This is a genomic window from Pseudoalteromonas sp. NH0006-46 (assembly GCF_057547735.1).
In genome coordinates this window covers 16,022-42,069 of the sequence record NZ_BAAJML010000006.1, presented here as the reverse complement: position 1 = coordinate 42,069, position 26,048 = coordinate 16,022, and the positions used below count along the sequence as shown (strand labels likewise).

Sequence of the window (26,048 nt, the reverse complement as noted above, 5' to 3'; positions counted from 1 at the left end):
CCAGTAACATTACTGTAAATATGGCGACCAAGCTGGTGCCTTTACTTGTCCGTCTAGCACAGGTAATCGTGCTTTAAAGCGGCCGTCCATCGATACTAACGCCAGTACCTGTTTGTTATTATGGAGCGTGCTGTATATTATCATCGAGCCGTTTGGCGCTATACTCGGTGATTCATCTAGGCGAGTTCTTGTTAAAACTTGAAACGCGCCAGAAGCTAGCTCTTTTTTAGCAAGATGGTAGCTACCGTTCGTACGATTAACCATCACTAATTCTTTACTGTCAGGCGTAACTGACCCTGCAAGATTCATATCGCCATCAAACGTTAGGCGTTTAGATCTGCCAGTTTTTAAATTTAACTTATAAATCTGAGCATTACCACCCCTTTCCGAGGTAAACACTATATCTTGCCCATTTGGGTACCAAGATGGTTCAGTATCTATGCTACGGTGGTTTGTTAAGCGGGTTTCTTTACGTGTTGCTAGGTTTAACAAGTAAATCTCTGTTGCACCTGTTTTATCTTTTGAAAGTACCAGTAAAAGCTCTTTACCGTCAGGTGAAAACTGCGGTGCACCGTTAATCCCACGATAGCTAGCTACAACTTCTCGCTTGCCTGTATATAAATCTTGGATATATATTTGGCTTTGGCGATTTTCAAACGTTACGTAGGCAAGCTTTGTACCATCTGGCGACCACGCAGGCGACATTAACGGCTCTTTGGAGCGCAAAAGCACTTGTTCGTTAAATCCATCGTAATCGGCAACAACGAGTTGGTAAGGCTTATCGTCTTCATCACGTACTATTACATAGGCAATTTTAGTTAAAAATGCCCCCTTTTCGCCTGTCAGCTTTTCGTAAATCACATCACTTATGCGGTGTGAGTAGCGGCGAAACCCACTTTCTGAAATGACGCTTTCTCTGGCCTCTAAAATGTGATCTTGGCTTTTTACTAATTGCCCATTAGACATCATTTGCGTATTGCCACCCGTTATTTGACCACGAATTACATCTACTAATTCGTAACGGACCAAATAACGACCATCGGTTTGTTGTTCAACCTGCCCAACTAGAACGGCCTCAACCCCTTTATTAACCCATGCAGCGTAATCAATTGCTTTGTCTTCACTTGGTTGTTGTGGCATTTGCGTAACGTCAACCGGCTTAAACTTACCGCTTCGAACTAAATCAGCTGCAATCACATCACTTAGCTTTTGCGGTATTGGGCCTATTCCGGTGTATTTAAATGGCACAATAGCAATAGGCCTTGCACCGTCTACACCTTCAGTAATTACTATTTCAAGTGCAGCATTTGCGATGCCTTGAAACCCTAGTAGCAATACTACACAGGCTACTTTTAGTTTATTGAACATATCATTCCTTTAAAATTCTGGCTTGATTGTTAGGTTAATATTTTTTAGTTGGTCAAACACGTCTCTATCTTTCGAGACAGGTAATGTATCAGCCATTCGTACCGCTCTGAGCGCTGCTTCACATACTAGCTTATCACCACCTAAAGACTTAACTTGCGTAACTAAACCATTAAAGCCAAGACGGATATTAACTCGACATTGTTGGTTTTTCATTTTTTCATCAATTAACAAGTTTTGTTGAATACGCGCCATAATCAAAGCTCGGTATTTGTCAACTTCACTTGCCACTTGTTGCTGGCGTATTTTACTACGGGCAGCCTGCTCTTTAGCAAGTTGTTCTTGTAATATTTGTTCTTGTAATGCTTGCTGGCGCTTACGTTCAGCCTCGGCTGCGCGCTCTTTAGCCTCTTGCTCACGCTTCACCCGTTCAGCTTCTGCCTTTTTAAGTGCTTCTTCTTCAAGCTTGCGCTTATCTGCCGCCGCTTTAGCTGCTTTTTCGGCCTCTTGCTTTTGCTTTTCTGCTTGCTTAGCTTTAGCACGCTCTTTTTGCTCTATCTCACGCGCTTTTTTGGCTTGTGCTTCGGCTTGTGCCTTTTCTTTCTCTTTGGCCTTGCGTTCACGTTCAAGCTTTTTGATATTTCGAGCCTCAGATTCACGTTGCTTGCGAGCCTCTGCAGCTCGGCGTTCTAAATCTCGTATACGCTTATCTTCAGCACGCTTTTTGTCTTTTTCTTTTTTTTGCAGCTCAGCAATTTTTTGCTCAACCATTTTTTGATCAACCGTTACCGCCGAAACCGCTTTTTCGGGGTCTGGTATGGCCGTATTTAACGTCACTTCCATTACTTTAGGGGTTGGTGCATGAATGTTAGCTGACGCATACAACAAACCGCCCAAACCTAAATGCAATACCACCGACTTTACTAATGCACTACTCATTCAGTTAATTCCCCTCAAAGGACTCAGTCATCAATCCTACTGACGGCACACCTGCGTTTTTCAAAAAATCCATTAGTAATAGCACTTCTTGATACGAAACCTTGCCAGAACCTTTGATCATTACCGGTACATCTGGGTTTTTCATTAATTGCAATTTAATTACTGCCGCTACATCAAGCGCTTCCATTGGCTCTTCTGGGTCGGTACCTACGCTAACGTAATACTTACCTTCAGCATCAATTGACGCAATAATCGGCGGCGTGTCTTTAGTGTCAACTAAATCAGACTCTTCCATTTTTGGTAAATCTACTTTAACACCATGAGTGATAAGTGGCGCAGTCGCCATGAAAATAATCAACAGCACCAACATTACATCTATGTATGGTACTACATTGATTTCTGCAACGGGGCGGCGCTTTTTACGATGATACATTCGCTTGTGCCTCTATTTGTGTAGCTGCTTGACGGTGCAAAATATTAGCAAACTCTTCCATAAAGTTAATGTAATGAGACTCAAGTTTTTCAACACTATTAGAAAAACGGTTATAGGCGATTACAGCAGGAATTGCAGCAAACAAACCCATTGCCGTAGCAATTAGAGCCTCTGCGATACCTGGAGCAACCATTTGCAATGTAGCTTGTTTTACTTCGCCCAATGCAATGAAAGCATTCATAATGCCCCACACAGTGCCGAATAAACCAATGTAAGGACTTATAGAACCAACTGTTGCTAAAAACGACAAGCTTGTTTCAATTTTTTCAATTTCACGTGAAAGCGCAACACGCATCGAACGATGTGTACCTTCCATAACAATACTGGCGCTTTGAAATGTATTTTTTTTATGGCGAGCAAACTCTTTAAAACCAGCTGTAAATAACGCCTCAATACCATGAGACTGAGCACTACGAGATGAAATTTCGTTGTATAGTTTACTTAAATCAATGCCTGACCAAAACTTTTGCTCAAACTTTTTAGCATTTGAAAGCGCATCAGAAATCGCTTTTTTACGTTGAAAAATAATAGCCCACGACATCACTGACATAGCTACTAGCCCTAACATTACTAATTGTACAAGCAAACTGGCTTCTAAAATTAGATCCAAAAAATTAAGCCCTGATCCCACATTAAACTCCTAAATAGTATCAAAATACGTCAATTGTAATGATTTGTGCAATTATGACCGCAACACAGGTCATTTAGTTGCATCTAGTGTATCGAGTCAATTTAAAACTAACAACGATATTGCTATGAATAGCCAACAAAAAACGTTAAAAATCGGCGATGTAGTTCATTTTTTACGCCTAGTTATGTAAAAACTTATTTAAATAATATCAATGCCTACATCGAACTGAGTAATTATATAAATAAACATCATAAAACACCGCATTTATTCAAAATCAATGCATAAACACGCAAAACCACATTCATATTACCAGCCAGAATACTAAAACTAATACCGAACAATAATACAAAATTATACTTAATTACGATATTTCATTAACTTATAAAATAAATGATTATTTAACAAACAAATTACAAACTACAATAAAACTAAAAGCATTACTTTTTTTAATCCGAAAAAATAAATTTTCTAGTTTGAACAATTTTTGGATATTCCGTATTATTATCCCATACCGAGCTAGCGCACTAAATGAAATTGTTTCATTAGGTCCTGTTCTAAGTAATATGATTTTTAATCGTATTACAGTGTTTTACTCTATTTGGATAAAACCTAACAGTGTAAAACATGGTTCCCCCAGATTACTTCCTTTAACTTGTTGTTAGCCCGCATTATTTGCGGGCTTTTTTTTACCTGAAATTTGGTTTAGTACAAAAATTTTACTGCTTCGCGAAATGTTGTTTATTAAACACTCAATTTCACATTAAAATTAGGCGCTTTTAGTCGGCGTTAACAATATTTAACTTTATGAAATGCACAATAGCCACATAAGCCTTAACGCCCTGTGAATTGTTGGTTAACCTGAACTCTGGATAATAAATCTATCTCAAGCAGCTATTTTCTGCGCAAACGTCGTTGAAGTTACTTGCAATAGCCTAGCTATTGACGCGAAAATCCGCATTTTTTACTAAAAACCTCTGGCTAGAGAAAATAAATTTAAATATCACGATGATTCAATGCGTTAGCAAATATCTTAACCAGAGTTCAGGCTAGTTAATGATAAAGCAATGCACTTCTGGTAGTTAAAAATACGTTATAAAAGGAAGTTCTCTTGCTAAAAGTAATTTTTAGCAAGAGTTTAGGAGAGGTTTTTAAAATTAGTCTTTTTTAGGTAACAAGCCAAAATGATGGTACGCATTGTCAGACACAATTCGACCGCGCGGTGTTCGCTGAATAAACCCTTGCTGAATTAAAAACGGTTCAATAACATCTTCAATGGTTTCACGCTCCTCACCAATTGCAGCAGCTAAATTATCGAGCCCTACTGGACCCCCCATAAACTTTTCAATAATAGCAAGTAGGTATTTACGGTCCATGTAATCAAAACCGCTTTTATCTACGTCAATCATGTCAAGCGCTTGTTGCGCAACCTCTGCGTTTACAGTGCCGTCGGATTTGACTTGCGTATAGTCTCGCACTCGGCGTAATAAGCGGTTAGCAATACGTGGGGTGCCCCGCGATCTTTTCGCTATTTCACTTGCGCCATCGTCACACATTTCTAAATCAAGATAATGGGCTGAACGGCCAACAATGTGGGATAAATCTTCGACTGAATAAAATTCTAAGCGCTGCACTATGCCAAAGCGGTCACGGAGTGGCGACGTAAGTGACCCTGCACGAGTTGTAGCCCCAATTAACGTAAACGGTGGTAAATCTAACTTTATAGAGCGCGCAGCAGGGCCTTCACCTATCATTATATCAAGTTGATAATCTTCCATTGCAGGGTAAAGTATTTCTTCAACTTGCGGGCTTAGCCTATGTATCTCATCGATAAACAGCACATCACCTTCTTCAAGATTAGTAAGTAGTGCCGCTAAATCACCTGCTTTTTCAAGTACAGGCCCTGAGGTGGTTTTAATATTTACGTTTAACTCGTTTGCGACAATATTAGCTAAGGTGGTTTTACCTAAACCCGGCGGTCCAAATATTAATAAATGGTCAAGCGCCTCGTCGCGGCTGCGTGCAGCTTCAATAAATATTTCCATTTGCTGCTTAACATGCGGCTGACCTCGGTAATCAGCCAACAGTTTTGGCCTAATTGCTCGGTCAATCGAGTCTTCGTTTGTTTTTTCAGTCGCATCAATTAAGCGATCCGCTTCAATCATGGGTTACTCACAACATCGATTTTAAAGATTCTTTTATAAGAACCTCTGTAGACATATCTGGTTTACTCACCGATTTTACCGCCTTTTGCGCCTGAGGCAATTTATAACCTAACGCAACAAGTGCCGATACCGCATCATCGGCTGCATTATTAGCGACTAATGTATCACTATGGGGTTCTATTACTGCACTGTCGCTAAACGGTGTAAATAAATCATTGCCCCAGTCTTTTAAACGGTCTTTCATTTCAAGCACTAAACGCTCAGCGGTTTTTTTACCCACGCCCGGTAATTTCACCAGCGATGTAGCATCTTCATTATTTACACAGCTAACGAACTGCTGCGCCGACATCCCCGATAAAATAGCGAGCCCGAGTTTTGGCCCTACCCCGTTTGCTTTTAAAAGCTCTCTGAATAATGCGCGTTCTGTTTTATTGTTAAAACCAAACAATAACTGCGCATCTTCACGAACTACAAAATGAGTATAAACAATCGCGTTTTCACCCACTTTTGGTAAGTCGTAAAAACAGGTCATTGGCATTTGTACTTCATAACCCACACCGCTTACTTCAAGTAAGATTTCGGGAGGTTGTTTTTCAACTAAAATACCATTTAAGCGGCCGATCATTGTTATTTCCTTAAGCGTCCTCTAACGGTTTTGCTTGCGCTACCCGCCAGTTTGATTAAATTTTGTTCTGAGTGTGCATGGCAAATAGCAATTGCTAATGCATCTGCAGCATCGGCTTGGGGTGTACCCGGTAATTTTAAGATATTTTTTACCATATGTTGTACTTGGCTTTTATCTGCACCGCCGTTACCTACTACAGCTTGTTTAATTTGCCTTGCTGAATATTCGAACACAGGTAAGTCTGCCATTGCAGCACCTACAATGGCCGCACCACGTGCTTGGCCAAGTTTTAACGCTGAATCGGGGTTATGAGCCATAAACACTTTTTCGATAGCAAACGTTTCAGGCGAAAACTGCTCTACAAGCTGAGTTATGCCCTGATAAATCATTTTAAGGCGAACCGGAAAAGGATGATCGGCTAATTTTATACACCCACTGCCTAAATAAGTAAATTTAGCGCCTTGGTGGGCAACTACACCGTAACCAGTCAAACGCGATCCAGGGTCGATCCCTAAAATAATGGCCAAGTAACATTCTCGTTATTTTTATTCTAAATTAGGCTAATAATGCCAGAGCACTGTATAAAATACCAGTACCAAGCAAAAACAAAAATGCTCGCATATAAAGCGAGCATTTTTAAAGCCAAATTAACTAGTTTTACCCCAAAGCACGCACTAACCCTTGGGTATTTTGTTTAAGGGTACGGGCAATCATTAAATAACCTAACCCTGCTACAAATAAACCACCGGCAAGCGGGCCTATAATCCATATATGTGGATGGAGCTTGCCCGAAAGTTCAAACATTTGTTGCTGCACAATTAACAGTGCTAAATCGCTAAAGAATGCAGCAACTAAACCAGCTAATCCGCCTAATAATAAAAACTCGTACAAGGTCGCATTTTTAATTAAACGGCTTTTAGCGCCTAATGTTCGCAGAATTACAATTTCTTGCATCCGTTCACCCAAGCTCGCTTGTACTTGCGAAATAAGTACTAGCGCACCACATAAAACAACAATGGCAAGTACAAAACCAATCGCGAGTGAAACTTGAGATATGGTGGTTTGTATTTGCTTTACAAAGTTATCTACATCGATTGCTGTAATTGTTGGGTAGGTACGTAATAGTTGGCTAAAGTCACGCTTTTGCTCAGGTTCTATCCTAACCGACGAAATATACGTTGCCGGAAAATCTTTAAGTACATCTGGGCTGAGTATAATAAAGAAGTTAGGTTTAAGAGTTGCCCAATTCACAGTACGAACGCTGGTAATTTTAGCATCAAACGACTGCGCGCCAATTAAAAAGGTAAGCGTGTCGCCTATTTCAACATCAAGGCGCTCTAACATTGACTCTTCAATTGATGCTTCAGCCACTGCGTTTTCACCAAACCACTCGCCTTGTATTATTTCGTTTTGAGCTGGTACATCTTTAAGCCATGTTAAATTTAGCTCACGGCCAATACCTGAACGCGCTTCCTCGTCTTTTTTCTCATTGTCTTGAAGAGAGACCTCACGAGCAACCAACTCGCCATTTACCGCATTGACCCGCCCTCGAATCGTTGGGTAGAAGTCAGACACTAAAATGTCTTTTTCAGCGAGGTAGTTATTAATTGGCTCAAGATCGTTTTGTGTAATATTAACTAAAAATGCATTTGGCGCATCGCTGGGTAATTGCGACTGCCAATCGGCAATCATGTCATTTTTAAGCACAACTAAAAACAGAAGCAGTTTAATGGCTAACGAAAAGCTAATAAGTTGAACAGCATTTACATTGGCGCGTTTTTGAATAGACGCAATGGCCAACGACCAACTATTACCTGGTTTTAAACCCAGTTTTCGGCCACCACCAAAAATAAGCTTCGATATTAAAAACAACACGCCAATTAAGGTAAGTGTGGTTATAAATAAGATAAGCGTTATTTTTATATTGTTACTAAATAACCACATTAACAAAAACACGGTCAATGCACTCATACCCAAATGCACACGGCTTACCGCTAATTTGTCGCCTAAGTTACGGCGCAACACCCTAAGCGGCGGAATATCGAACAAGTCAAACAAAGGTTTAATAGAAAACATAACGGCGCAAATTACACCCGTGCTAATTGCCACAAGCCAAGGTTTAAACCCCCCCATGGGTAATTCTGTGCCCATACTTTTTGATAAGTACCCCGTCGCTATTTCTTGCAAGCCGTAACCAATTAGCAAACCGATGCTTACTGCCATTGCACAGACAAGCAATAAATGAAGCATATAAATTTTTCGGATCATTGAGCGGCTACCTCCCAATGTTTTCATCATTGCAACAGGGTCGTATTGACGCTCGCAATAACGTTTAGCTGATACAGCAATTGCTACTGCAGCTAAAATGATACCGAGTAAACCCGCTAGCAATAAAAAGCTCTCTGCTCGATTTAAACTATTAGAAATAGGTGATTGGCGGTCTTTTACGCCATACCATTGTTGGTTTTCTTTCATTTGTGGTTTTAACCAGTCATAAAAGCTGTTTATGTCGTCTTCACTACCTGCATAAAGCTGACGGTAAAAAACACGACTTCCAGGTTGAACGACCTCAGTTTTGGGCACATCAGCAATATTTATTAAAACACGGCGGCTACTTGAGAACACATTAAATGGCGCATCGGGCTCTTCTACTATAACTTTTTCAACATTGAATAACGCCGCACCTAGCTCAACTTGCGAACCAATATCAATATTGAGCGAGTAAAAAACAGACTCACTAAGCCATACATTACCTGGCCTTGGGCCAGCATTTGCAATAATCGTTTCACCCGTTAATGTATTTTTTACCTTAAGCTGCCCTTTCAACGGGTATGCATTTGACGCAGCTTTTACTGAACTAAATTGCATCTCGTCGTTAGCAAATAACATGGTGTCGAAGTACACCATTTGCGCGGTTTGTAAATTTTGACTTTTGGCTTGCTCAATAAAAGCGGTATCAATAGCATGGCTACTTGCAAGAACTCGGTCGGCGGCAATAAATGCACTGCTTTTTTGGGCGATGCTTTGTGCTATTCGCTCTGTAACCATAGACAACGTGAGTACTGTTAATACCGCCAAAGCAATCGCTGCACTAATTACTGTTAGCTCACCTCTGCGAAATTCTCGCGCAAATAATTTAAGCGCTAATTTAGCCCACATCTGCAACGTCCTCTACTTCGCTTTTAACAAGCAATCCTGCTTCTATCTGGATAATATGCTCACATTTTTGAGCGAGTCCTTCATCGTGCGTCACTAAAATGAGCGTTGTACCGTGTTGAGAATTTAAGTCGAACAACAGCGACTCAATCATTTTTCCGTTTTTACTGTCTAGGTTCGCTGAAGGCTCATCAGCAAATAAAATTTTGGGTGTCCCAATAAAAGCACGTGCAATAGCAACACGCTGTTGCTCACCACCCGAAAGCTGAGAAGGGTAATGATCTGTTCGATGGCTTAGGCCTACTTTTTCAAGCAAAGCAAGTGCCTGCTCCTTAGCATCACTTTTTCCCGCTAATTCAGCAGGTAACATTACGTTTTCGAGAGCGGTTAAGCTTTGCACCAACATAAAAGACTGAAATACAAAACCAATTTTAGCGGCACGAAGTGCTGCACGTGCTTCCTCATCTAAATTATGTAGCGGCTCACCGTCTAAAAATATTTCGCCATTACTCGCAGTGTCTAAGCCTGCCAGTAAACTTAATAAGGTAGATTTACCTGACCCGGACGTACCAACAATAGCAACAGACTCACCATGCTTGACATTAAAGCTGATGTCGCTGAGGATGGACAACTCACCTTCAAAGGTAGTTACTATTTTAGACAAACCATTAACTTGAATTATATTTAATTGAGAAAGCGCTGACATATGACTCATTCAATCCTACGTTTAGTATTCATTTTATTTTTAGTTATCAAACCGCAGAGTGCGGCAGCCGACAACACGATTTTAATACTCGGTGACAGTTTAAGCGCAGCCTATGGCCTTCAACAAGAGCAAGGCTGGGTAAAATTGTTACAAGATAAGTACAATGACGAGCAAGCCGACATTGCACTTGTAAACGCCAGCATTAGTGGCGAAACCTCTGGTGGTGCATTGCGCCGTTTAGATGCATTACTTACTCAATACCAACCAACTCATGTGCTTATAGAGCTTGGTGCAAACGACGGTCTTCGCGGCTTTCCGGTAAACAAAATGCAGGCTAACTTAACTGAACTTATACAAAAAAGCCAAGCAGCTAATGCAATGACCGCACTGATGGAAATTTACATTCCACCTAATTATGGTCCCCGCTACAGTAAAATGTTTACAGATAGTTTTAGCCAAATCAGCGAAGAAACTAATACGCACTTACTAAACTTTTTTATGCTCAATATCGCCGATAAACCAGAGCTAATGCAAAACGATGGGCTACACCCTAACAAAAAAGCTCAGCCGTTGATACGAGATGAGATGTACGACTCGATCAAAACTTGGTTAAATAAAGACTAGCTTAAATAACCAAACTTAAGTGAGCTTTTTAGCTCACTTGCCTAATAAACACTCAAACAAACAATCGCTTATTGATTTTTAAAAAAATACACGTACTATTGCACTCAACGTCGGTATGTAGCGCAGCCTGGTAGCGCACTGTCATGGGGTGGCAGGGGTCGAGAGTTCGAATCTCTCCATACCGACCAATTCATAACTCCCTCTTTTAGGTTGTAAAATAGTTACCAACAGATATTAACCTGAAGATTAAACACGCACTCTACTTTTTTAAAAATATATTTAATTGAAAGGCATTCTAAACAACAGTTTAATAACGGCCTATTACGTCTAAACCCAGACTTTATGCTTTCCTCGCCTGCTTAAAATGACAATGAATGCTTTCAATTTTAAAAATGTAACAAGCAAAGCGAATCTAGACTTTTACTTTACCTAAAATCTAAACAAAACCTTTAACTGTAGTAAAGAAAACAAATAACACTGCACACTTATTGAGCATTTTGTTTGATTAACGTATTATGGGGCTTTATTTTTACGGTGTTGAACATGGACTTTTCAGCTGAAGAATTAAACTTTATCTCTGACTTATTTAAGCCAGAAGATCAGGAAGTAAAACCAAATCACAAGCTTACTTTACAAAGTAGTGTACCCGCAGGCATTGCGCACCTATTAAGCAACGCAAGCTTAACGCTATTAGCAAAAGTTGCGCATTATCAATTATGGTTTCCGCTTGATTTAAAAATAGATCCCTCTGGGGTTATTAACCCTGTATTAAGTGCGCCTGAAGTCATTGATACTAAAGGCACACAGCGAAGTTGGCGTTGGAGCCAACTTAATATAAAGAGCGAGGGTTTTTATATTGAGTCTATATCTAGCACTGGCATATTTTTAAAACCTCTAAAAGATAACAGTCGCTTAGGTAGTATGAAAAATGTGCAGTTTACACTGCCAAACGAAGAGTATATTTCAATTGATATAGAGCCCATTAGGCAAAATAAGTCAGGAATGGCTGCAAAAATTACGCGTATTAATAGCGGAAAAGAGCAGTTAAGAACCTATCTATTTGAAGAGCATAAACGCCAATACTCGGCACTTTATGAAAATGATAAATTAGTTAACGAAATACGTTGATATGTAAGTTATGCAGTAAATGTCTATATTTATTTCGTCTAAGTCGGTTTCTTAATTTTTATATTTTTTAGCCTTGCTTGATGTTTCAACTCATTTTAAATTTTGCAAAAAAAAAGCGCTATACAGCGCTTATTGATTTATATGTAATTAGTGTTTGGGCTTTACACCGTTACGAACCATATCTTGCCCATTAGTAAATACATCTTCGGTGATACCGCGGGCCAATAGTAGTTGCTGTTTATCATCAAATACGGCAATAAAACGGGTACCGTCTGAGTTTTTAGTCGCCATACCTACACCCGATACCCCTTTTAATCCATAGCCACCGCTTTCTATTTCGAGTAAAAAAGCTTCTAAGTCTGCTAAGTTGTCGATTACATCACTTTCGTTATTCATGTTAAAACTCTTTCTATCTCTCTTTGCTTTGAGCAAAGTGGTTATACTTTATATCGGTTATTTTATAGAGCTGGTACTTAAAATCCAAATATTTAAGACTCAGACTTAAAACGATTCGACCACCAGCGATAAATTACTCACAGCGCAGCCGAACTGTTTGGTGCTTATTCGGTCGTAGCGTGTATCAGCATTTGCATTCAAGCTAATTAAGAACTCATCTTGCTGAGCAACTGCGCTTTGCTCTTGGGCAAGGCACATGGCTTGGGTAAGAGACCGTAATTTTGCATCCGTTAATATGCTTCCAAAACGCTGGACTGGTAAAGGCGGTATTTTTATTGAGGGCAATGTTTTCCCCAATGTGCGCTCGCTCAAAGTAAATGAGTTATTGTTCACATCAATCACACTGCCAGCAGGCCAATATGAATAACGGTAAGTTTTAGCCTCAGCCTCTATTCGTTCTTTAGGTTTTACTAGTACCACACCATTTTTACCAATTACTGTCATTAAATTGCCAGCTCCAGATTTAATAACCACTAAAGCGGTGGTTTCGTCTACACCAAAGCCAAAAGCGGGCTGAGCTTGGTTTTCATTTAGGTTGTCGAGCAAAGTGGCTAACCTTAATGTGCGATTACGCTCGCTAAAATGTGTATCCAGTACACCGTAACTAAACGTGCCTAAACCGCCAAAACGGTTGTAAGTTAAGCTATCACTGCTTGAGCGCTCACTGGGGGCATCAATGGCTTGTGCGCCTTCTTTTAATGCCGATAAACTTGTGCCATTAGTGATCATAACCGCGTTATCACCATGAACTTGCCCGCCACTTTGCACCGCGGTGCCTGCACTTGTGCCTACAATAACAGAGCGTGAGTGCAATGCTTTTGTCCATGGGTAAGGGTGGTTATTTTCATCAAATAATACTTTTCGAGTTAGGCTTTGATCGCCACCATTAAACATTACACCGGTACTGTTTTTGATTAGCTCGACTAAAGCGTCGGTGCCTTTTTTACACAGTTCATATTCTGCTTGGGTACGATCAGGGTAAATATGCTCGCGTTGATATAACCCCATCTCTGAGTGCCTAAGCGTGGTTAAATCACCACACTTTTTAGTGGTTATTGCTTTAGCAAGCGCTGGGGTTAATGCAAGCCATTGTGAATTTACATTAGGGAAGTTTAGTAATCCTTCGTAAAAGTCAGCAGATTCGTAAGGATCTCTGCTTGAGGCAGTAATGGCCAGCATACTCGGGTTTGCGTTATTAACTTTTAAACTACCCGATATAAACTGCAGAATCTCTGTCGCTGCCGGTTCGCTATTAAGCGCGGTATTTACACGCTCTTTTAGCCGCGTGTTGTTGCTTTGGATTTGCGCTACTTCAAGCATATCTATTACAAAATGATATTCTTGATCCGATAAATTATTGAGCTGTTTACTATCAATATCACGCCATAACCATAACAACTCTTTTTTCGACAATGTGGGCAATGATTTAGCCTGCATTGCTGCCAAATTTTTAATAGTGTTATTTTTAGCTTGGCTATTTTTACTGGGCCATTGTTGCTTTATTTGGCTAATTTTAGCCTGAGAGAGCGTAAATACATTATGCGTTTTACCCGAGATCTGAGTATTTTTTTCACAGTTTTTAGGGCTTAAACTGGCACATGTTGTGAGAGCTCCCCCCACTAAAACAAGCGTTTGATTAGACTCTTTTGCGCTTAACTGTAGCGAAAAACCAATTAAGATTGATAAAAAAGCGGTTATTATTCGCGAATTAGCTACTTTCTTGCTTGGTAAGTATATTTGTTCCATTATGTTACACTCATGTAAAAATTTATAAAAAATGACTTGCGAGAGAGCCTCTCGCTTGCTATAAAAAAAAGGAACTTTAAAACGCGAGTAAGCTAGCACCCATTTGCTGGCTTTGTCAAAAACCTTTTTGGAACGAGAATTATGTTTAAAAAAGCAACATTGCTTACAACATATTTCTACTCACCCCACTACCTTTCGGAGTGGTTTGACGAGTAGCCCACCACCTCACTGATTTCTGTGAGGGGCTCAGCGTGTCATTTCACCACTGCCCTGTCTAAAAAACATAATAATTAAAGCCTTGAGAAATATTAAACCTATTTCTGCGCGCTTAAAAAAGACAAAAGGTACTACAATGTTTCGTCAACTAACTATTGCGGCCACAGTAAGCGCTTTACTGAGCCCTGTCACTTGTGTGTATGCACAAGAAACTCAAACTGATACCAACATTGAACGAGTAGAAGTAACAGGATCTCGCTTAAAAGGCGTTGATCTTGAAGGCACTATTCCACTAACCGTGTTAGACCAAGATGCAATCAAACGCTCTGGTGCTAATACCATTCATGAATTACTCAAAGATTTATCTGTATTTAAAGGCGGGAGCGGTACGTTCTCAACCTCTGAAAGTGGCGGTACGTCTACTTCTACACCAGCGGGCCAATCAGCAGCGAGTTTAAGAGGCATGGGACCTTCAGCAACGCTTACATTAATTAATGGCCGCCGAGTTGCACCTAGCTCATTTGCTGCTGGTACTGAAAACTTTGTAGATGTGAATTCAATTCCGCTAGCCGCCATTGAGCGTATTGATATTTTAGCCACCGGTGCATCAGCCGTTTATGGTGCCGATGCTGTAGCGGGTGTTATTAATTACATTTTAAAAGATGATTTTGAAGGCGCTGAAATCAATACTTCGTTTGCCGATAGCTTTGATCAGCATGACGAAAGTAAAAAGCAGCTAAACTTAGTGTATGGTACAAAAATAGGCGAGAGTAACTTAACGGTATTTGCAGATATATACGACCGTAACGCTTTTAAAGCGACCGATCGCGATTATACCGCCTCACCTTCATTAGTTAATGGTTACTCATATTTACCTAAGCTGGAGAACTCACCGAATATTTATTATTTCAGCAGCCGAGACGGTAACGAACTTCCATCACCAAACTGTAAAACCGAATTAGTGACTACTGAATTTGGTGAACAAATTTGTGCTTACTACTCTAATCAAGATGACTACCTAGATACCCCATTTGAGAGCCTTTCAACCGGCTTTATGTTTAATAGTGAGCTCGGTGGTCTACAATGGCACACTGACTTTTTTTACAGCCAAACCAAGGCAAAAGCGTATTCATCGCCCTCACCTATTAACCAAATTAATGATGACGACGGCCCGTATATTTTAGAAGACGCCTTATTTATTTACGATAATGCCGATGGTAGTAATGATTTGATGGATCAACTCTACATTGACCCATTTGATACTCAAAGTGGCCGAGAAGTGTATGGTTTTGGTTTTGATGCGCGCTTTAATGCTCCAAGAACAGTGGAAGTAGAAACGAAAAACTTTCGCTTAGTAAGTAGCCTAAGTGGTGAAATTGGTGATTGGGGCTGGGAGTCTGGTGTTACTCTTTCTCGCTCACGTTCAGATCAGGAGGCTATTGCTGGGGTTTATAATCGTTATCAGTTTCATGGCGCGATCACAGGCGAGCTTTGTTCAGACGGTACATTGGCAAGTTTTGACGGTACTGACCTAAATTGTGCATCGGGAGAATTACTGCCTTTTTACAACCCTTTCCTTCAAGGCGACGCCGCTAACGATGCCGTTTTGGCAACAGCGCAAGCTCGCCCAACACGCAGTGGAGAAAGTACTGTTTATGGCTGGGATGCTAATTTTAATGGTGAGCTATTTACCTTTAACGACCTACCTGCCTATGCCTCATTTGGGGTAGAAGCACGCCGTGAAGAGCTAAGCGACATTCCTTCACTTAATTCACAAGCTCAAGCAGATAAAGACTACCTTGTTGATGTATTTGGCTTTGGCTCTAGTTTATCAGAGGCCGATCGCACTCAATATGCCGCGTTTGCTGAATTAAGTATTTCACTGAGTGAGCAAATAGAGCTACAAGCAGCGGGTCGATACGATCATTACGATGACTTTGGTGGCACTTTTAATCCTAAAATTGGTTTGAGCTATCGCCCGACTGACTCGTTAGTTGTTCGTGGTTCATGGTCAACCTCGTTTAGAGCTCCTTCACTTACGCAGGCTGGTGTTAAATTAAGAACCACGCAATCTACTTTTGACTGCGGTGCCAACCAAGCTGTAGCCGATTTATACTGTATGGGTGATGGCACACAAGTGAGTGTTAATTCGTTAGAATTAGGTAACCCTAATTTAAATGCAGAAGAGTCTGAGGCTATTAGTGTTGGTTTTGCATGGAGCCCATCGGCTAATACTAATTTAACCCTTGATTACTGGCAGTTTGATCATGAAGAAGTAATCGATACCAACATGACCGCTGTGCTCGACCGCGCTATTACCGATGCATCACTTCGTCACTGTGGCATTGTACCACCGGGCGAGCAAGGCATATCGTACGATGAAGCATTATGCGATGTCACCGACACCAGTGGTTTAAACATAGAGCAAGACGGTGCCAATTTAACTGAGATTTTAGCCAGTTACATTGATGAATTTAACCCGCGTGATGACGAGCTATTTTTACCGCTGTTTCGCGATCATGCTATCCCACTTGAAAACACTGGGTCACAAACTTTAGCTGGCATAGACTTTAAGTTTGACCATCGTTTTGAATTACCAAGCGGCGATTTAACCTTTGCCTTTGACGGCACTCATTACCTTGAGTTTGAACGTAATAAACCGGGGTCTGACTCGTTAGAGAAGTTGGTGGGAACTTATCGTTACCCTGAAAACATTGCCCGTATGTCAATCGATTGGGAAGCGCAAAGTTACTACCTTAACTTAGGTGCAAACTACACCAGTAGCTACGAAGATGATATAGAAGGCCTGCGTGGGCGTGAAATTGATGAACTAGATTCACTTGGCGTATTAGACTCAAAAGGTGAACATCAGGTTGACGATTGGCTCGTTTGGGATTTATCAGCAGGTTACTATGTTAATAAATCACTGACCTTGCGCGCGCGTATCAATAATATTTTTGATAAAGAGCCACCCACACTTTACGGTTCAAGCCGTGGCTTTGATTCAATTAATCATAATGCCCTAGGTGCTAATTATAAATTAAGTATTAGCTACCGCTTTTAACCACTTAGCCGCAAAGCAAACGCTTTGCGGCCTTCCTTTTATTACAGGTCATGGCTACAGTGACACTGCCTATTAAGTGCTAAAGTACGTTTAAGCGTTTATTTACGCATCAACACAATGACCTTTTATTAAAGTGAAATTATGAAACAAAAACAATTTTCTATGCCCGATGCCAGCATTATTTTGCTGTGTGTGGCAGTGATTGCCTATATAGCCACGGTATTTATTACCCCAGGAGTATTTAATGCAGAACCGGGTAGCCATACTGTGCAGCTTTCACAATATCAAGCCGTTAACGACCAACAATCACCGCCTATTTTTGCACAAGGTGGCGACATTGGTTTAGCAAATGTATTGTTTGAAGGCTTAGTGTCAGGTGATAAATATGGTGCAGCGATTGGCGTAATGGCGTTTATTTTAATCACTGGCGGTGCCTTTGGCATTATTATGAAAACCGGTGCGATTAACAACGGCATTCTGGCACTTATTAATAAAACTCAACGGGTTGAATGGCTATTTATTCCCTTACTATTTTTACTATTTTCGTTAGGCGGCGCGGTATTTGGTATGGGCGAAGAAGCTATTGCCTTTTGTATTGTGCTGCTCCCTATTATGCAACAACTTGGCTACGACGCTAAAGTTACCGTGCTCACAACCTATGTGGCCACGCAAATAGGCTTTGCCACCTCATGGATGAACCCTTTTAGCATTGCTATAGCGCAATCGATAGCTGAAATCCCCGTGTTTTCTGGCGCGGGTTTTCGTATGCTAGCGTGGGCGTGTTTTACTCTTGCAGGACTTGTGTTTACCATGCGCTATGCAAAACGCATCAGAATACAAACCCAAAAAGCGGGTGATCAGCCAACAATTAAACTTAGCTTAGCCGATGCACTCACATTATTAGTGTTTGTATTGGGTATAGCCTGGGTTGTATGGGGCGTAATGGCTCGCCAATATTATATTCCTGAGCTTGCGGCACAGTTTTTTTGTATTGGTATTATTAGTGCAATAATTGCCATCGTGTTTAAAAAGCTAACCGCAAATGAGTGCGCTGATGCTTTTAAAAACGGTGCAAAAGAGTTACTGCCAGCGGCGTTATTGGTCGCACTAGCTAAAGGCATTATATTACTATTAGGGGGTAGCGATTTAACTACTCCCTCAACTCTAAATACACTGCTGTATTACTGTGCAAGTAGCATAGCCAGTGTGCCAGATTACATTGCGGCTTGGGGAATGCTGGTGTTCCAAAGTGTATTTAACTTTTTTGTTTCATCGGGTTCAGGGCAAGCTGCCATCACTATGCCGTTAATGTCACCACTAGGCGATTTACTCAATGTATCACGGCAAATTGTGGTATTGGCCTTTCAATTAGGAGATGGCTTAACCAATATTTTAATTCCTACTTCAGCTAGTTTAATTGGTTGTTTAGGGGTCGTGAAATTAGATTGGGGAGAGTGGGCTGCGTTTATTTGGCGCTTTGCCATAGCACTTTTTGTATTAGCAAGCGGCTTTATATTTCTTGCTTATTTTATTAATTATCAATAAAAGAATTTGTTATGTTAACTTTAATTCAAGGTGCAACCGTTTATGCACCTACCTACCTAGGCACACAAGATGTATTAATTGGCGGTGGTAAAATCATTGCTATTGACGAAAATATAACCCTCGACAGCAGTATACTCGTCAAACGGATTGCCGGTAAAAATAAGCTGGTTGCGCCGGGGTTTGTTGATTCGTTAGTGCATATTACCGGTGGCGGTGGCGAGGCTGGATTTGCCAGCCGCACCCCTGAAATGAACCTAACCGATGCAACCTTGTCGGGCACCACCACGGTGGTGGCCGCACTGGGTACCGATTCAAGCTCACGTACGCTGACCAATTTGGTTGCCAAAGCAAAAGCGTTAAAAGAGCAAGGACTGAATGTATTTTGTCATACTGGTTCGTATCATTTGCCAGCTAAAACTCTTACTCACTCAATCACTGACGACATTATGTATATAGAGGAGTTTATAGGGGTTGGCGAAGTGGCAATTTCTGATCATCGCAGTAGCCAACCTACTGTACAGCAATTAGCAGAATTGGCAGCCGAGGCTAAAGTAGCCGGTATGCTCAGTGGTAAAAAAGGCACCGTAAGTATTCATGTGGGCCCTGTTGATAGCCATTTAACTATTTTGCATCAGGTGGCTCAGCAAAGTGATATTAAGCTTAAACAGTTTTATCCTACGCATATGAACCGCAATAAAGCACTTCTTGATGCCGGTATTCAATTTTGTGATCAGGGAGGTACTATCGACTTTACCACCAGCACTACCGATTACGATTTAGCCCACGGTGAGTTCGCAGCAGCCCATGCCCTTGCTTATTGCTTGGAGCAAGGTGTAGCAGAAAACCAACTCACTATGAGCTCAGATGGCCATGCTAGTTTACCTATTTTTGATAAAGGCTTTAATTTATTGGGACTTGAGGTAGGTAAAGAGGCATCTTTATTAACCTCGTTTCAGCAAGCAGTTAAGCAATATAACGTCCCTATTGAGCACGCTTTGATGAGCATAACCAGTAACCCCGCTGATATTTTAGGGCTTAATAAAGGCCGATTAAAAACAACGAGCGACGCAGATATTGTGCTTCTCGATAAAGAGACCTTAACCCCTGAGTACGTATGGGCAAACGGTACTTTAATGGTACAAAACAGCCACGCGGTTATAAAAGGGCCGTTTGAGTAACTTTCAACGCAGCTAATTAATTTATATGATTAATTTTTATAGAAATGTTATGCATCGCATTAACTTGCAGGCTATTTTAGTCAGCGTTAAGCTAGCGCTTTATTTAATTAAATATCGATATTCCAAGGCTTTATAATGACTGACAGCACATACCCAATTGGCACACCCGGTACTAAATGGAACGACAGCGACAAAGCACAATGGCTAGCAGGGCAAGTTATAAAGCGTAGCTACCAAGATGAAGTGTTAACGCTAATAAACGAGCTTAAAGGCACATTAACTGTTGAGCAATACGGCGAGCTTAATTACAACGAAGGCTGTTATCCATTATATGCACTGCAAACACCTAATTTTGATGATGCCAAACCAACGGTTTTAATTACCGGTGGCGTGCATGGCTACGAAACTAGTGGCGTGCATGGCGCGCTTAGATTTGCAAAAACCTCTGCTTTAAATCAATCACAATACTTTAATATAGTTATTGCTCCCTGTATTAGCCCTTGGGGGTATGAAACAATTAACCGCTGGAACCCAAGCGCAATAGATCCTAACCGCTCGTTTTATGACAATAGCCCAGCACACGAGTCGGCTGCGGTAATGGCCTATGTAAAATCATTAAATCTTGACCTACTAGCACACATTGATTTACATGAAACAACCAATACTGACAACAGTGAATTTAGGCCAGCGCTTGCAGCACGTGAAGGCACAACTAATACAAATTGGAATATTCCTGATGGGTTTTATTTAGTTGCCGACAGTAAAAAGCCAGAGCCTGAATTTCAAAAAGTGATTATTGAGGGCGTTGAAAAGGTTACGCATATTGCACCAAGCGATGAAAACAATGCATTAATTGGCGTACCGCAGGAACAATTTGGTGTTATTAACTATGCTGCGCGCGAATTAGGTTTATGTATGGGCTTTACTGATGCACCTTTTGTAACAACAACAGAGGTTTACCCAGATAGCCCTTCAGCCAACAGTGAACAATGTATATTAGCGCAAGTGGCTGTTATTGATAGCGCTTTAAATTATTTACAAAATGAAGGCTAAATTACTAGTTGCTACGTTTATTATAAGTGTGTTTTATTAAACGTAGTAATAAGTCTGTAATATAGAATAGAGAGAAAGCCTTGAAAGTGGATAAAAATAAACACCATGATTTTTCATTAAATAATGACTATGGCAACGTTAATTTTTCTGTTGATAACAACATCATTGTCGCAGAGTTTTCAGGAAGTATCGATACAGATTTATTGAGCACTTTTGGTGAAAGACTCATTAGCACTACAACTCAGTTTAATGGCACCCCTTGGGGCTACATTAGCGACTCACGAAAAGTATTAGCAGCGACGCCTGAAGCCGAGTTATTGCTCACTAAAATTGGGAAAAGAATGCAAGCTGCAAATTGCATTATTAGTGCTTTTGTAATGACATCTGCTATTGCTATAAGCCAAATTTCACGAGTTCTGCAAAGTGTTGGCAGAGATAGCTCTAAATGTATATTTAGTGAAGTTGAAAGTGCCAAGCAATACGTTATTAAGCACCTTGAAAGCAGCCAAGCGGATTAATCACTTAATCAACTTGGCGTTTAGTTACTTAGTTTTTATAAAACTGACTGTCTTTGGTAATGTTAATACTCGCATCCTCCTGCGCAGTAACAACAAATCGTAATTTACTCACTTTTTGTTTAATGTCGTAACCATCAGCGGTAACTGTAACCGGTATCCTTTTCATTAAACCGGGTTGTACAAGCGTAAGCTCAGGACTTTGAAGTGTTGCGCCTGGTAATCCTTCAATAGCAATAGTGTAATGCATAGATTGCTGTGTTTTATTTATAATGGTCAGTGTGTATGGGTTTTCGACTAAGCCCTCGTAATTTACTCTGTAAAGTGCATTTCTATCACGAAGTACAGAGGCCTCTATGGGTGTACGCTGCATCATCCATGCAAACATAGAGATAATAAGCAATGCAGTTAACGCGCCATAGCCAACAAGTTTTAATCTAAATGGGTTGGTTTTTTTACCCTCCATTTGTTTTTCGCTAGCGTATTTAATTAACCCTTTGTCGTATCCAAACTTGGTCATTGTGTCGTCACAAGCATCAATGCATAAACCACAATTTATACATTCATATTGCAAACCATTTCTAATATCAATACCCGCTGGGCACACTTCAACACATAAATTACAATCTACACAATCACCTAAATTTAGTGACTTTGGATCGGCTTTACGCTTACGTGGTCCGCGGTTTTCTCCTCGCTCTGCATCGTATGTAACCACTAGGGTATCTTTATCAAACATCACTGACTGAAAACGTGAATACGGGCATGCTATTGTGCACATTTTTTCTCTTAAAAACCCAGCATTGCCGTACGTACACCCTGCGAAAAAAAGCACCCAAAAGGTGGTAATGCCAGACCAATCGAACGTAAACATTTCTAAGTATAAGCTTTTAGCCGGAATAAAATACGCCATAAATGAGGTCGCTGTTAAAACAGAAATAACTATCCACGCGCTGTGTTTCGCTATTTTTTTACGCCACGTGCTGAATGTCCATTGTGTCTTATCAAGTTTTATACGTTGATTACGTGTCCCTTCTATACGTTGCTCAACCCACGAAAACATCAACATCCATATTGTTTGCGGGCAAGTATAACCACACCAAACTCGACCTAGCCAGTTAGTGACAAAGAATAATGCAAATGCTCCCACCATAAAAAGCATCGCTAAAATCATAAAGTCTTGAGGAAGAAGTGTTAAGCCAAATATAGTAAAGGTTTGTGTGGCTACATCTAACAGTACAGCCTGCTGCCCGTTATATTGAATCCATGGAATGGCAATAAACGTTAGCATTAGTAACCAGCCTAAATTGCGGCGTATTCGTTGGAAAAAGCCTTTTTGCTCGCGAATATAAATAGGCCCTGAGTTATAGGGCTTAATGATCATATCTTCTTCTTTAATATCAAACTTCATTTTGCTTACTTAATTATGACGGATGTTAATTAAGTACTTGCAACTTTCAGACCAAGCTGAAAGCTCACTTATGTTATTGATATTAAATCATTTATTATTTTAGCCTTACTTTATATTCGCGATATAAAGCGAAACTCGCTATATATCGCGATTATTTTCTAATGCCTAGCTTTCGCATTTTTGAGCGAAGTGTACTTTCAGGTAAACCTAACTTAATTGCAGCGCCTTTATTACCTGAAATTTGCCAGTTACACAGTATTAAAACACGTGTTATGTGCTGCTTTTGCGCCTCATCGAGAGTGAGAGATGAATCCATACTTGGCGTATTTTCACCACTAAGTGGTTGATTAAGCTGTAATACAGGTTGTTTAGATAAGATTGCTTCGCGTTCTAACACATTTTGCAGCTCTCTAATATTACCTGGCCAATCATAGGCTTGAAGTTTAGTAATTGCTTTTTGACTTAAGCCTTTTAGCTGCTTACCTAAACGTTTATTTAATTGCTGTATTAAATTGCTGCATAGAAAAGGGATATCTTCTTTTCGCTCTCTAAGAGCGGGGACTTTAATAGGAAATACATTAAGCCGATAATATAAATCTATTCTAAAACTGCCCTTTTGTACCATCTGCCATAAATCGCGGTTTGTTGCCGCAATGACCCGAATGTTAACGCTTAAGGTTTGACTACCGCCTACTCGTTCAAACTCTTGCTCTTGCAGCACCCTGAGTAGTTTACTTTGTGCCTCAAGGGGTAACTCGGCAATTTCATCTAAAAAAAGCGTGCCTTTATCGGCTAGTTCAAATCGACCTTTACGGCGCTCGTTTGCTCCTGTGAACGCGCCTTTTTCGTGCCCGAATAACTCAGATTCCAATAAACTTGGTGTAAAAGCAGCGCAATTTACTTTAATAAAAGGGTGTTTGCTACGGGTGCTTAGTCTGTATAAGTTACGGGCTACTAGCTCTTTACCGGTGCCATTCTCACCCAAAATAAGTACCGTAGTGTCGGTTTCACTGACTAGTTTTATTTGCTCCAGCATATTTTGAAATACGTGACTTTGCCCTGCAAGTCCAGAATCTTGCCAGTCTTGATTTAGCTCTGCAATCAAATAATTGTTTTCGTCTTTTAATTGCTCGCTCAACTGCTTTATTTTTATGAGCGCATTTTGTAAGTCACTTTGCGTTTGTTGCTGCTGCGATATGTCGCGAAATACTGCAACAGCACCAATGAGTTGGTCATTTCGATACACTGGGGTTGATGTATATTCAACGGCAAATGAGCTACCGTCTTTGCGCCAAAATATTTCGTTGTTTACTTCTCGGCGCTTACCATCAAACATAGTGCAGTAAATTTGGCACTCATCGGCAGGGTAAGGTGTGCCATCTACACGAGTATGATGATGATATTGGTGTATTTTTTTTCCTAATAACTCATCGGATTTCCAGCCAGTCATACGCTCTGCTGCTGGATTTACGAATACAGCGTTTCCAGATAAATCAAATCCGTATATTCCCTCGCCTACAGCATTAAGTAGTAACTCTGGATCGTTTAAAAATTGCTTTATCATAACCACACCTCGCGAAATATCACGAGTATTATGTCAACTTTAACAAATGACTGCACCTGTAACTTTACAAAGTTATTTACCCATTTTTATGAGTAGTGGCTAAAAATTCCTCGCACATCTATTTTTGCGCCCAAACGCGCCGCAATTAAATACAAGCCTGCAAGTTTTCGGTGTATAAACAGTGCATCGACAGGTGGAGTGTGCCACTGCTGTGATTGGGCGCTGAGTTCAAGCCCTGCGTTTTTAATTTTAAGTGCCAACTCGCTGTTTTTAAAATCAAAATTACCATTATAACGAAGAGGCTCGCACGCCATTAAAAACAAATCTATGACATTGTTTTTATAGTCATCCAATATGTCATCTTTAAAATAACCAATTTTCGATGCTGCGTTTAATACGCCCTCTCGGTTATTTTCGCTTCCAGCCTTAAATAGTGCCAAATAAGCAGAACTCAACTCATTTGATATTTCTCGTGTTGCACCAAAATCAAATAAAACGATTTTTTGTGTATCTGATTGATAATGAAAATTAGCAAAGTTGGGATCGGTTTGAATAAGTTTAAACTCAAACATCTCTTTAAAAAACAAATCAATTAGCTGCTCAGCAACAAAACTCTGCTGGCTTTGTGGAAGTGCTGTGATGCGCTCTATTGGTTCAGCGTTTACATATTCCATAGTCAGTACTTGCTTCGTACTATGGGCAGTGTAAACATTGGGCACCTTAAAATTAGTGGTGCCTTTAAGCGCGGTTTTATAACGTATTAAGTAATCAGCTTCTCGCAGGTAATCGGCCTCAGCAAGCAACTGGGCTTTAGCCTCGTTAACTAGGGGTTTTATGTCGAGCTCTTTAGGTAGTAAGCGCGATAACGTTAACAACGTAATAACGTTATCTACGTCGCTTACAACACTTTTTGCTATACCCGGATATTGAACCTTAACTGCGAGCTTATCGCCATTTTCTTGATACGCTAAATGCACTTGCCCTATAGAAGCGGCTGCAAAAGGTCTAAGTTCAATGTGAGAAAAACGAGAAAGCCAGTCATCCCCCCATTGTATTTTAAGTACCTCAACCAGCTGTTTATGAGGCATTGGATTTGCGTCTGAGCGCAGCAGCGCAAGTAACTGGGCAAGCTCAGGGCTTAGCAAGTCACCGGCATCCATAGATAACAGCTGACCTAATTTCATTGCTGCACCACGAAGGTGTGACAACTGGACTGCAAGTTTTTCAATGTTTTTGGGCTGCAAAAGTAAACGTTTGTTATCCCAGCCTTTGCCTGTTAACGCACTTTTAGCGCCATCAACCAGCATATTGCTAGCAACCCCTGTTGCCAACGAACCTAATTTTGCAAACCGAGAAAGACGAGACGTGGGCACATTACGCGGTGCAGCCATAATTTTTATAACCTGATTAGCCTGTAAATAGGCTAATTAGTACGATTAATTAAGGCTGGTCGATCTACTTAGTCTGGTTA

General features: G+C 40.6%; 21 protein-coding genes and 1 tRNA gene. 8 read left to right on the top strand and 14 right to left on the bottom strand.

Annotated features, from left to right (window positions below; translation table 11 throughout):
• Positions 1-9: 9 nt before the first annotated feature.
• The 9 genes from tolB to AC27I2_RS12555 form a co-directional block, all read right to left on the bottom strand.
• Positions 10-1,368 carry a Tol-Pal system beta propeller repeat protein TolB gene (gene tolB, locus AC27I2_RS12595; RefSeq protein WP_138528071.1) on the bottom strand — a complete coding sequence of 453 codons (1,359 nt, stop codon included), beginning with the start codon at positions 1,366-1,368 and terminating at the stop codon, positions 10-12.
• Positions 1,369-1,377: 9 nt separating this feature from the next.
• Positions 1,378-2,304, bottom strand: a complete 927-nt coding sequence (gene tolA / locus AC27I2_RS12590) for a cell envelope integrity protein TolA (RefSeq protein ID WP_058404866.1) — start codon at positions 2,302-2,304, stop codon at positions 1,378-1,380.
• Between the two features lie 4 nt (positions 2,305-2,308).
• Positions 2,309-2,737 (bottom strand): protein TolR, encoded by a 429-nt coding sequence (gene tolR / locus AC27I2_RS12585; protein WP_006794474.1) that lies wholly within the window; start codon positions 2,735-2,737, stop codon positions 2,309-2,311.
• Positions 2,724-3,428: a protein TolQ gene (gene tolQ, locus AC27I2_RS12580; protein WP_058404865.1), complete on the bottom strand. Its 705-nt coding sequence runs from the start codon at positions 3,426-3,428 to the stop codon at positions 2,724-2,726. Before tolQ ends, tolR begins: the two co-directional genes overlap by 14 nt.
• 1,154 nt (positions 3,429-4,582) lie before the next feature.
• Entirely contained in the window at positions 4,583-5,590 is a 1,008-nt protein-coding gene (gene ruvB, locus AC27I2_RS12575; protein ID WP_058404864.1) for a Holliday junction branch migration DNA helicase RuvB, read from the bottom strand.
• 7 nt (positions 5,591-5,597) lie between these two features.
• Positions 5,598-6,215: a Holliday junction branch migration protein RuvA gene (ruvA, locus tag AC27I2_RS12570; protein WP_138528079.1), complete on the bottom strand. Its 618-nt coding sequence runs from the start codon at positions 6,213-6,215 to the stop codon at positions 5,598-5,600.
• A gap of 2 nt (positions 6,216-6,217) precedes the next feature.
• Complete coding sequence (gene ruvC / locus AC27I2_RS12565; RefSeq protein ID WP_008131991.1) at positions 6,218-6,742, bottom strand: crossover junction endodeoxyribonuclease RuvC; 525 nt, start codon at positions 6,740-6,742, stop codon at positions 6,218-6,220.
• A gap of 130 nt (positions 6,743-6,872) precedes the next feature.
• Positions 6,873-9,374 (bottom strand): ABC transporter permease, encoded by a 2,502-nt coding sequence (locus tag AC27I2_RS12560; protein ID WP_487204457.1) that lies wholly within the window; start codon positions 9,372-9,374, stop codon positions 6,873-6,875.
• Positions 9,364-10,077, bottom strand: coding sequence for an ABC transporter ATP-binding protein (locus AC27I2_RS12555; protein WP_487204573.1), 714 nt, complete (start codon positions 10,075-10,077; stop codon positions 9,364-9,366). Before AC27I2_RS12555 ends, AC27I2_RS12560 begins: the two co-directional genes overlap by 11 nt.
• On the opposite strand from AC27I2_RS12555, the gene AC27I2_RS12550 reads away from it, so the two are divergent.
• From AC27I2_RS12550 to AC27I2_RS12540, 3 genes are all read left to right on the top strand, one after another.
• Complete coding sequence (locus tag AC27I2_RS12550; RefSeq protein WP_058404861.1) at positions 10,078-10,701, top strand: arylesterase; 624 nt, start codon at positions 10,078-10,080, stop codon at positions 10,699-10,701. It begins immediately after the preceding gene.
• Positions 10,702-10,812: 111 nt separating this feature from the next.
• Positions 10,813-10,889 (top strand) — tRNA-Pro (locus tag AC27I2_RS12545).
• A 355-nt stretch (positions 10,890-11,244) separates the two neighbouring features.
• Positions 11,245-11,829: a hypothetical protein gene (locus tag AC27I2_RS12540; protein WP_487204456.1), complete on the top strand. Its 585-nt coding sequence runs from the start codon at positions 11,245-11,247 to the stop codon at positions 11,827-11,829.
• A gap of 147 nt (positions 11,830-11,976) precedes the next feature.
• Here AC27I2_RS12540 and AC27I2_RS12535 read toward each other — a convergent pair whose 3' ends face one another.
• Positions 11,977-12,225, bottom strand: a complete 249-nt coding sequence (locus AC27I2_RS12535; RefSeq protein WP_008132014.1) for a hypothetical protein — start codon at positions 12,223-12,225, stop codon at positions 11,977-11,979.
• Between the two features lie 105 nt (positions 12,226-12,330).
• Positions 12,331-14,031, bottom strand: a complete 1,701-nt coding sequence (locus AC27I2_RS12530) for a cyanophycinase (protein ID WP_487204455.1) — start codon at positions 14,029-14,031, stop codon at positions 12,331-12,333.
• A gap of 352 nt (positions 14,032-14,383) precedes the next feature.
• Between AC27I2_RS12530 and AC27I2_RS12525 the strand changes: the two genes are divergently transcribed.
• The 5 genes from AC27I2_RS12525 (at position 14,384) to AC27I2_RS12505 (ending at position 21,605) form a co-directional block, all read left to right on the top strand.
• A complete protein-coding gene (locus AC27I2_RS12525) occupies positions 14,384-17,311 on the top strand; it encodes a TonB-dependent receptor domain-containing protein (RefSeq protein WP_487204454.1) in 2,928 nt (975 codons plus the stop codon).
• A 141-nt stretch (positions 17,312-17,452) separates the two neighbouring features.
• Entirely contained in the window at positions 17,453-18,856 is a 1,404-nt protein-coding gene (gene yfcC, locus AC27I2_RS12520; protein ID WP_487204453.1) for a putative basic amino acid antiporter YfcC, read from the top strand.
• An 11-nt stretch (positions 18,857-18,867) separates the two neighbouring features.
• On the top strand, positions 18,868-20,034 hold the full coding sequence (iadA, locus tag AC27I2_RS12515) for a beta-aspartyl-peptidase (protein WP_487204452.1): 1,167 nt from the start codon (positions 18,868-18,870) through the stop codon (positions 20,032-20,034).
• 135 nt (positions 20,035-20,169) lie between these two features.
• Positions 20,170-21,087 carry a M14 family metallopeptidase gene (locus tag AC27I2_RS12510; protein WP_487204451.1) on the top strand — a complete coding sequence of 306 codons (918 nt, stop codon included), beginning with the start codon at positions 20,170-20,172 and terminating at the stop codon, positions 21,085-21,087.
• 86 nt (positions 21,088-21,173) lie between these two features.
• Positions 21,174-21,605 carry a hypothetical protein gene (locus AC27I2_RS12505; protein ID WP_487204450.1) on the top strand — a complete coding sequence of 144 codons (432 nt, stop codon included), beginning with the start codon at positions 21,174-21,176 and terminating at the stop codon, positions 21,603-21,605.
• 28 nt (positions 21,606-21,633) lie between these two features.
• On the opposite strand, the gene ccoG is transcribed toward AC27I2_RS12505, so the two are convergent.
• From ccoG to AC27I2_RS12490, 3 genes are all read right to left on the bottom strand, one after another.
• A complete protein-coding gene (ccoG, locus tag AC27I2_RS12500) occupies positions 21,634-23,013 on the bottom strand; it encodes a cytochrome c oxidase accessory protein CcoG (RefSeq protein WP_487204449.1) in 1,380 nt (459 codons plus the stop codon).
• A gap of 151 nt (positions 23,014-23,164) precedes the next feature.
• A complete protein-coding gene (locus AC27I2_RS12495; RefSeq protein WP_487204448.1) occupies positions 23,165-24,577 on the bottom strand; it encodes a sigma-54 interaction domain-containing protein in 1,413 nt (470 codons plus the stop codon).
• An 86-nt stretch (positions 24,578-24,663) separates the two neighbouring features.
• Positions 24,664-25,968, bottom strand: a complete 1,305-nt coding sequence (locus AC27I2_RS12490) for an ABC1 kinase family protein (RefSeq protein WP_487204447.1) — start codon at positions 25,966-25,968, stop codon at positions 24,664-24,666.
• Between the last annotated feature and the right edge of the window lie 80 nt (positions 25,969-26,048).

What these genes read in the sequence shown, in the direction of transcription:
- AC27I2_RS12535 (WP_008132014.1), bottom strand. Translation starts at nt 12,225, where the DNA reads ATGAATAACGAAAGTGATGTAATCGACAACTTAGCAGACTTAGAAGCT.
- AC27I2_RS12510 (WP_487204451.1), top strand. Translation starts at nt 20,170, where the DNA reads ATGACTGACAGCACATACCCAATTGGCACACCCGGTACTAAATGGAAC.
- ruvB (WP_058404864.1), bottom strand. Translation starts at nt 5,590, where the DNA reads ATGATTGAAGCGGATCGCTTAATTGATGCGACTGAAAAAACAAACGAA.
- AC27I2_RS12540 (WP_487204456.1), top strand. Translation starts at nt 11,245, where the DNA reads ATGGACTTTTCAGCTGAAGAATTAAACTTTATCTCTGACTTATTTAAG.
- ccoG (WP_487204449.1), bottom strand. Translation starts at nt 23,013, where the DNA reads ATGAAGTTTGATATTAAAGAAGAAGATATGATCATTAAGCCCTATAAC.
- tolB (WP_138528071.1), bottom strand. Translation starts at nt 1,368, where the DNA reads ATGTTCAATAAACTAAAAGTAGCCTGTGTAGTATTGCTACTAGGGTTT.
- iadA (WP_487204452.1), top strand. Translation starts at nt 18,868, where the DNA reads ATGTTAACTTTAATTCAAGGTGCAACCGTTTATGCACCTACCTACCTA.
- AC27I2_RS12525 (WP_487204454.1), top strand. Translation starts at nt 14,384, where the DNA reads ATGTTTCGTCAACTAACTATTGCGGCCACAGTAAGCGCTTTACTGAGC.
- AC27I2_RS12490 (WP_487204447.1), bottom strand. Translation starts at nt 25,968, where the DNA reads ATGGCTGCACCGCGTAATGTGCCCACGTCTCGTCTTTCTCGGTTTGCA.
- AC27I2_RS12495 (WP_487204448.1), bottom strand. Translation starts at nt 24,577, where the DNA reads ATGATAAAGCAATTTTTAAACGATCCAGAGTTACTACTTAATGCTGTA.
- ruvA (WP_138528079.1), bottom strand. Translation starts at nt 6,215, where the DNA reads ATGATCGGCCGCTTAAATGGTATTTTAGTTGAAAAACAACCTCCCGAA.
- yfcC (WP_487204453.1), top strand. Translation starts at nt 17,453, where the DNA reads ATGAAACAAAAACAATTTTCTATGCCCGATGCCAGCATTATTTTGCTG.
- AC27I2_RS12555 (WP_487204573.1), bottom strand. Translation starts at nt 10,077, where the DNA reads ATGTCAGCGCTTTCTCAATTAAATATAATTCAAGTTAATGGTTTGTCT.
- tolR (WP_006794474.1), bottom strand. Translation starts at nt 2,737, where the DNA reads ATGTATCATCGTAAAAAGCGCCGCCCCGTTGCAGAAATCAATGTAGTA.
- AC27I2_RS12560 (WP_487204457.1), bottom strand. Translation starts at nt 9,374, where the DNA reads ATGTGGGCTAAATTAGCGCTTAAATTATTTGCGCGAGAATTTCGCAGA.
- tolA (WP_058404866.1), bottom strand. Translation starts at nt 2,304, where the DNA reads ATGAGTAGTGCATTAGTAAAGTCGGTGGTATTGCATTTAGGTTTGGGC.
- AC27I2_RS12550 (WP_058404861.1), top strand. Translation starts at nt 10,078, where the DNA reads ATGACTCATTCAATCCTACGTTTAGTATTCATTTTATTTTTAGTTATC.
- AC27I2_RS12530 (WP_487204455.1), bottom strand. Translation starts at nt 14,031, where the DNA reads ATGGAACAAATATACTTACCAAGCAAGAAAGTAGCTAATTCGCGAATA.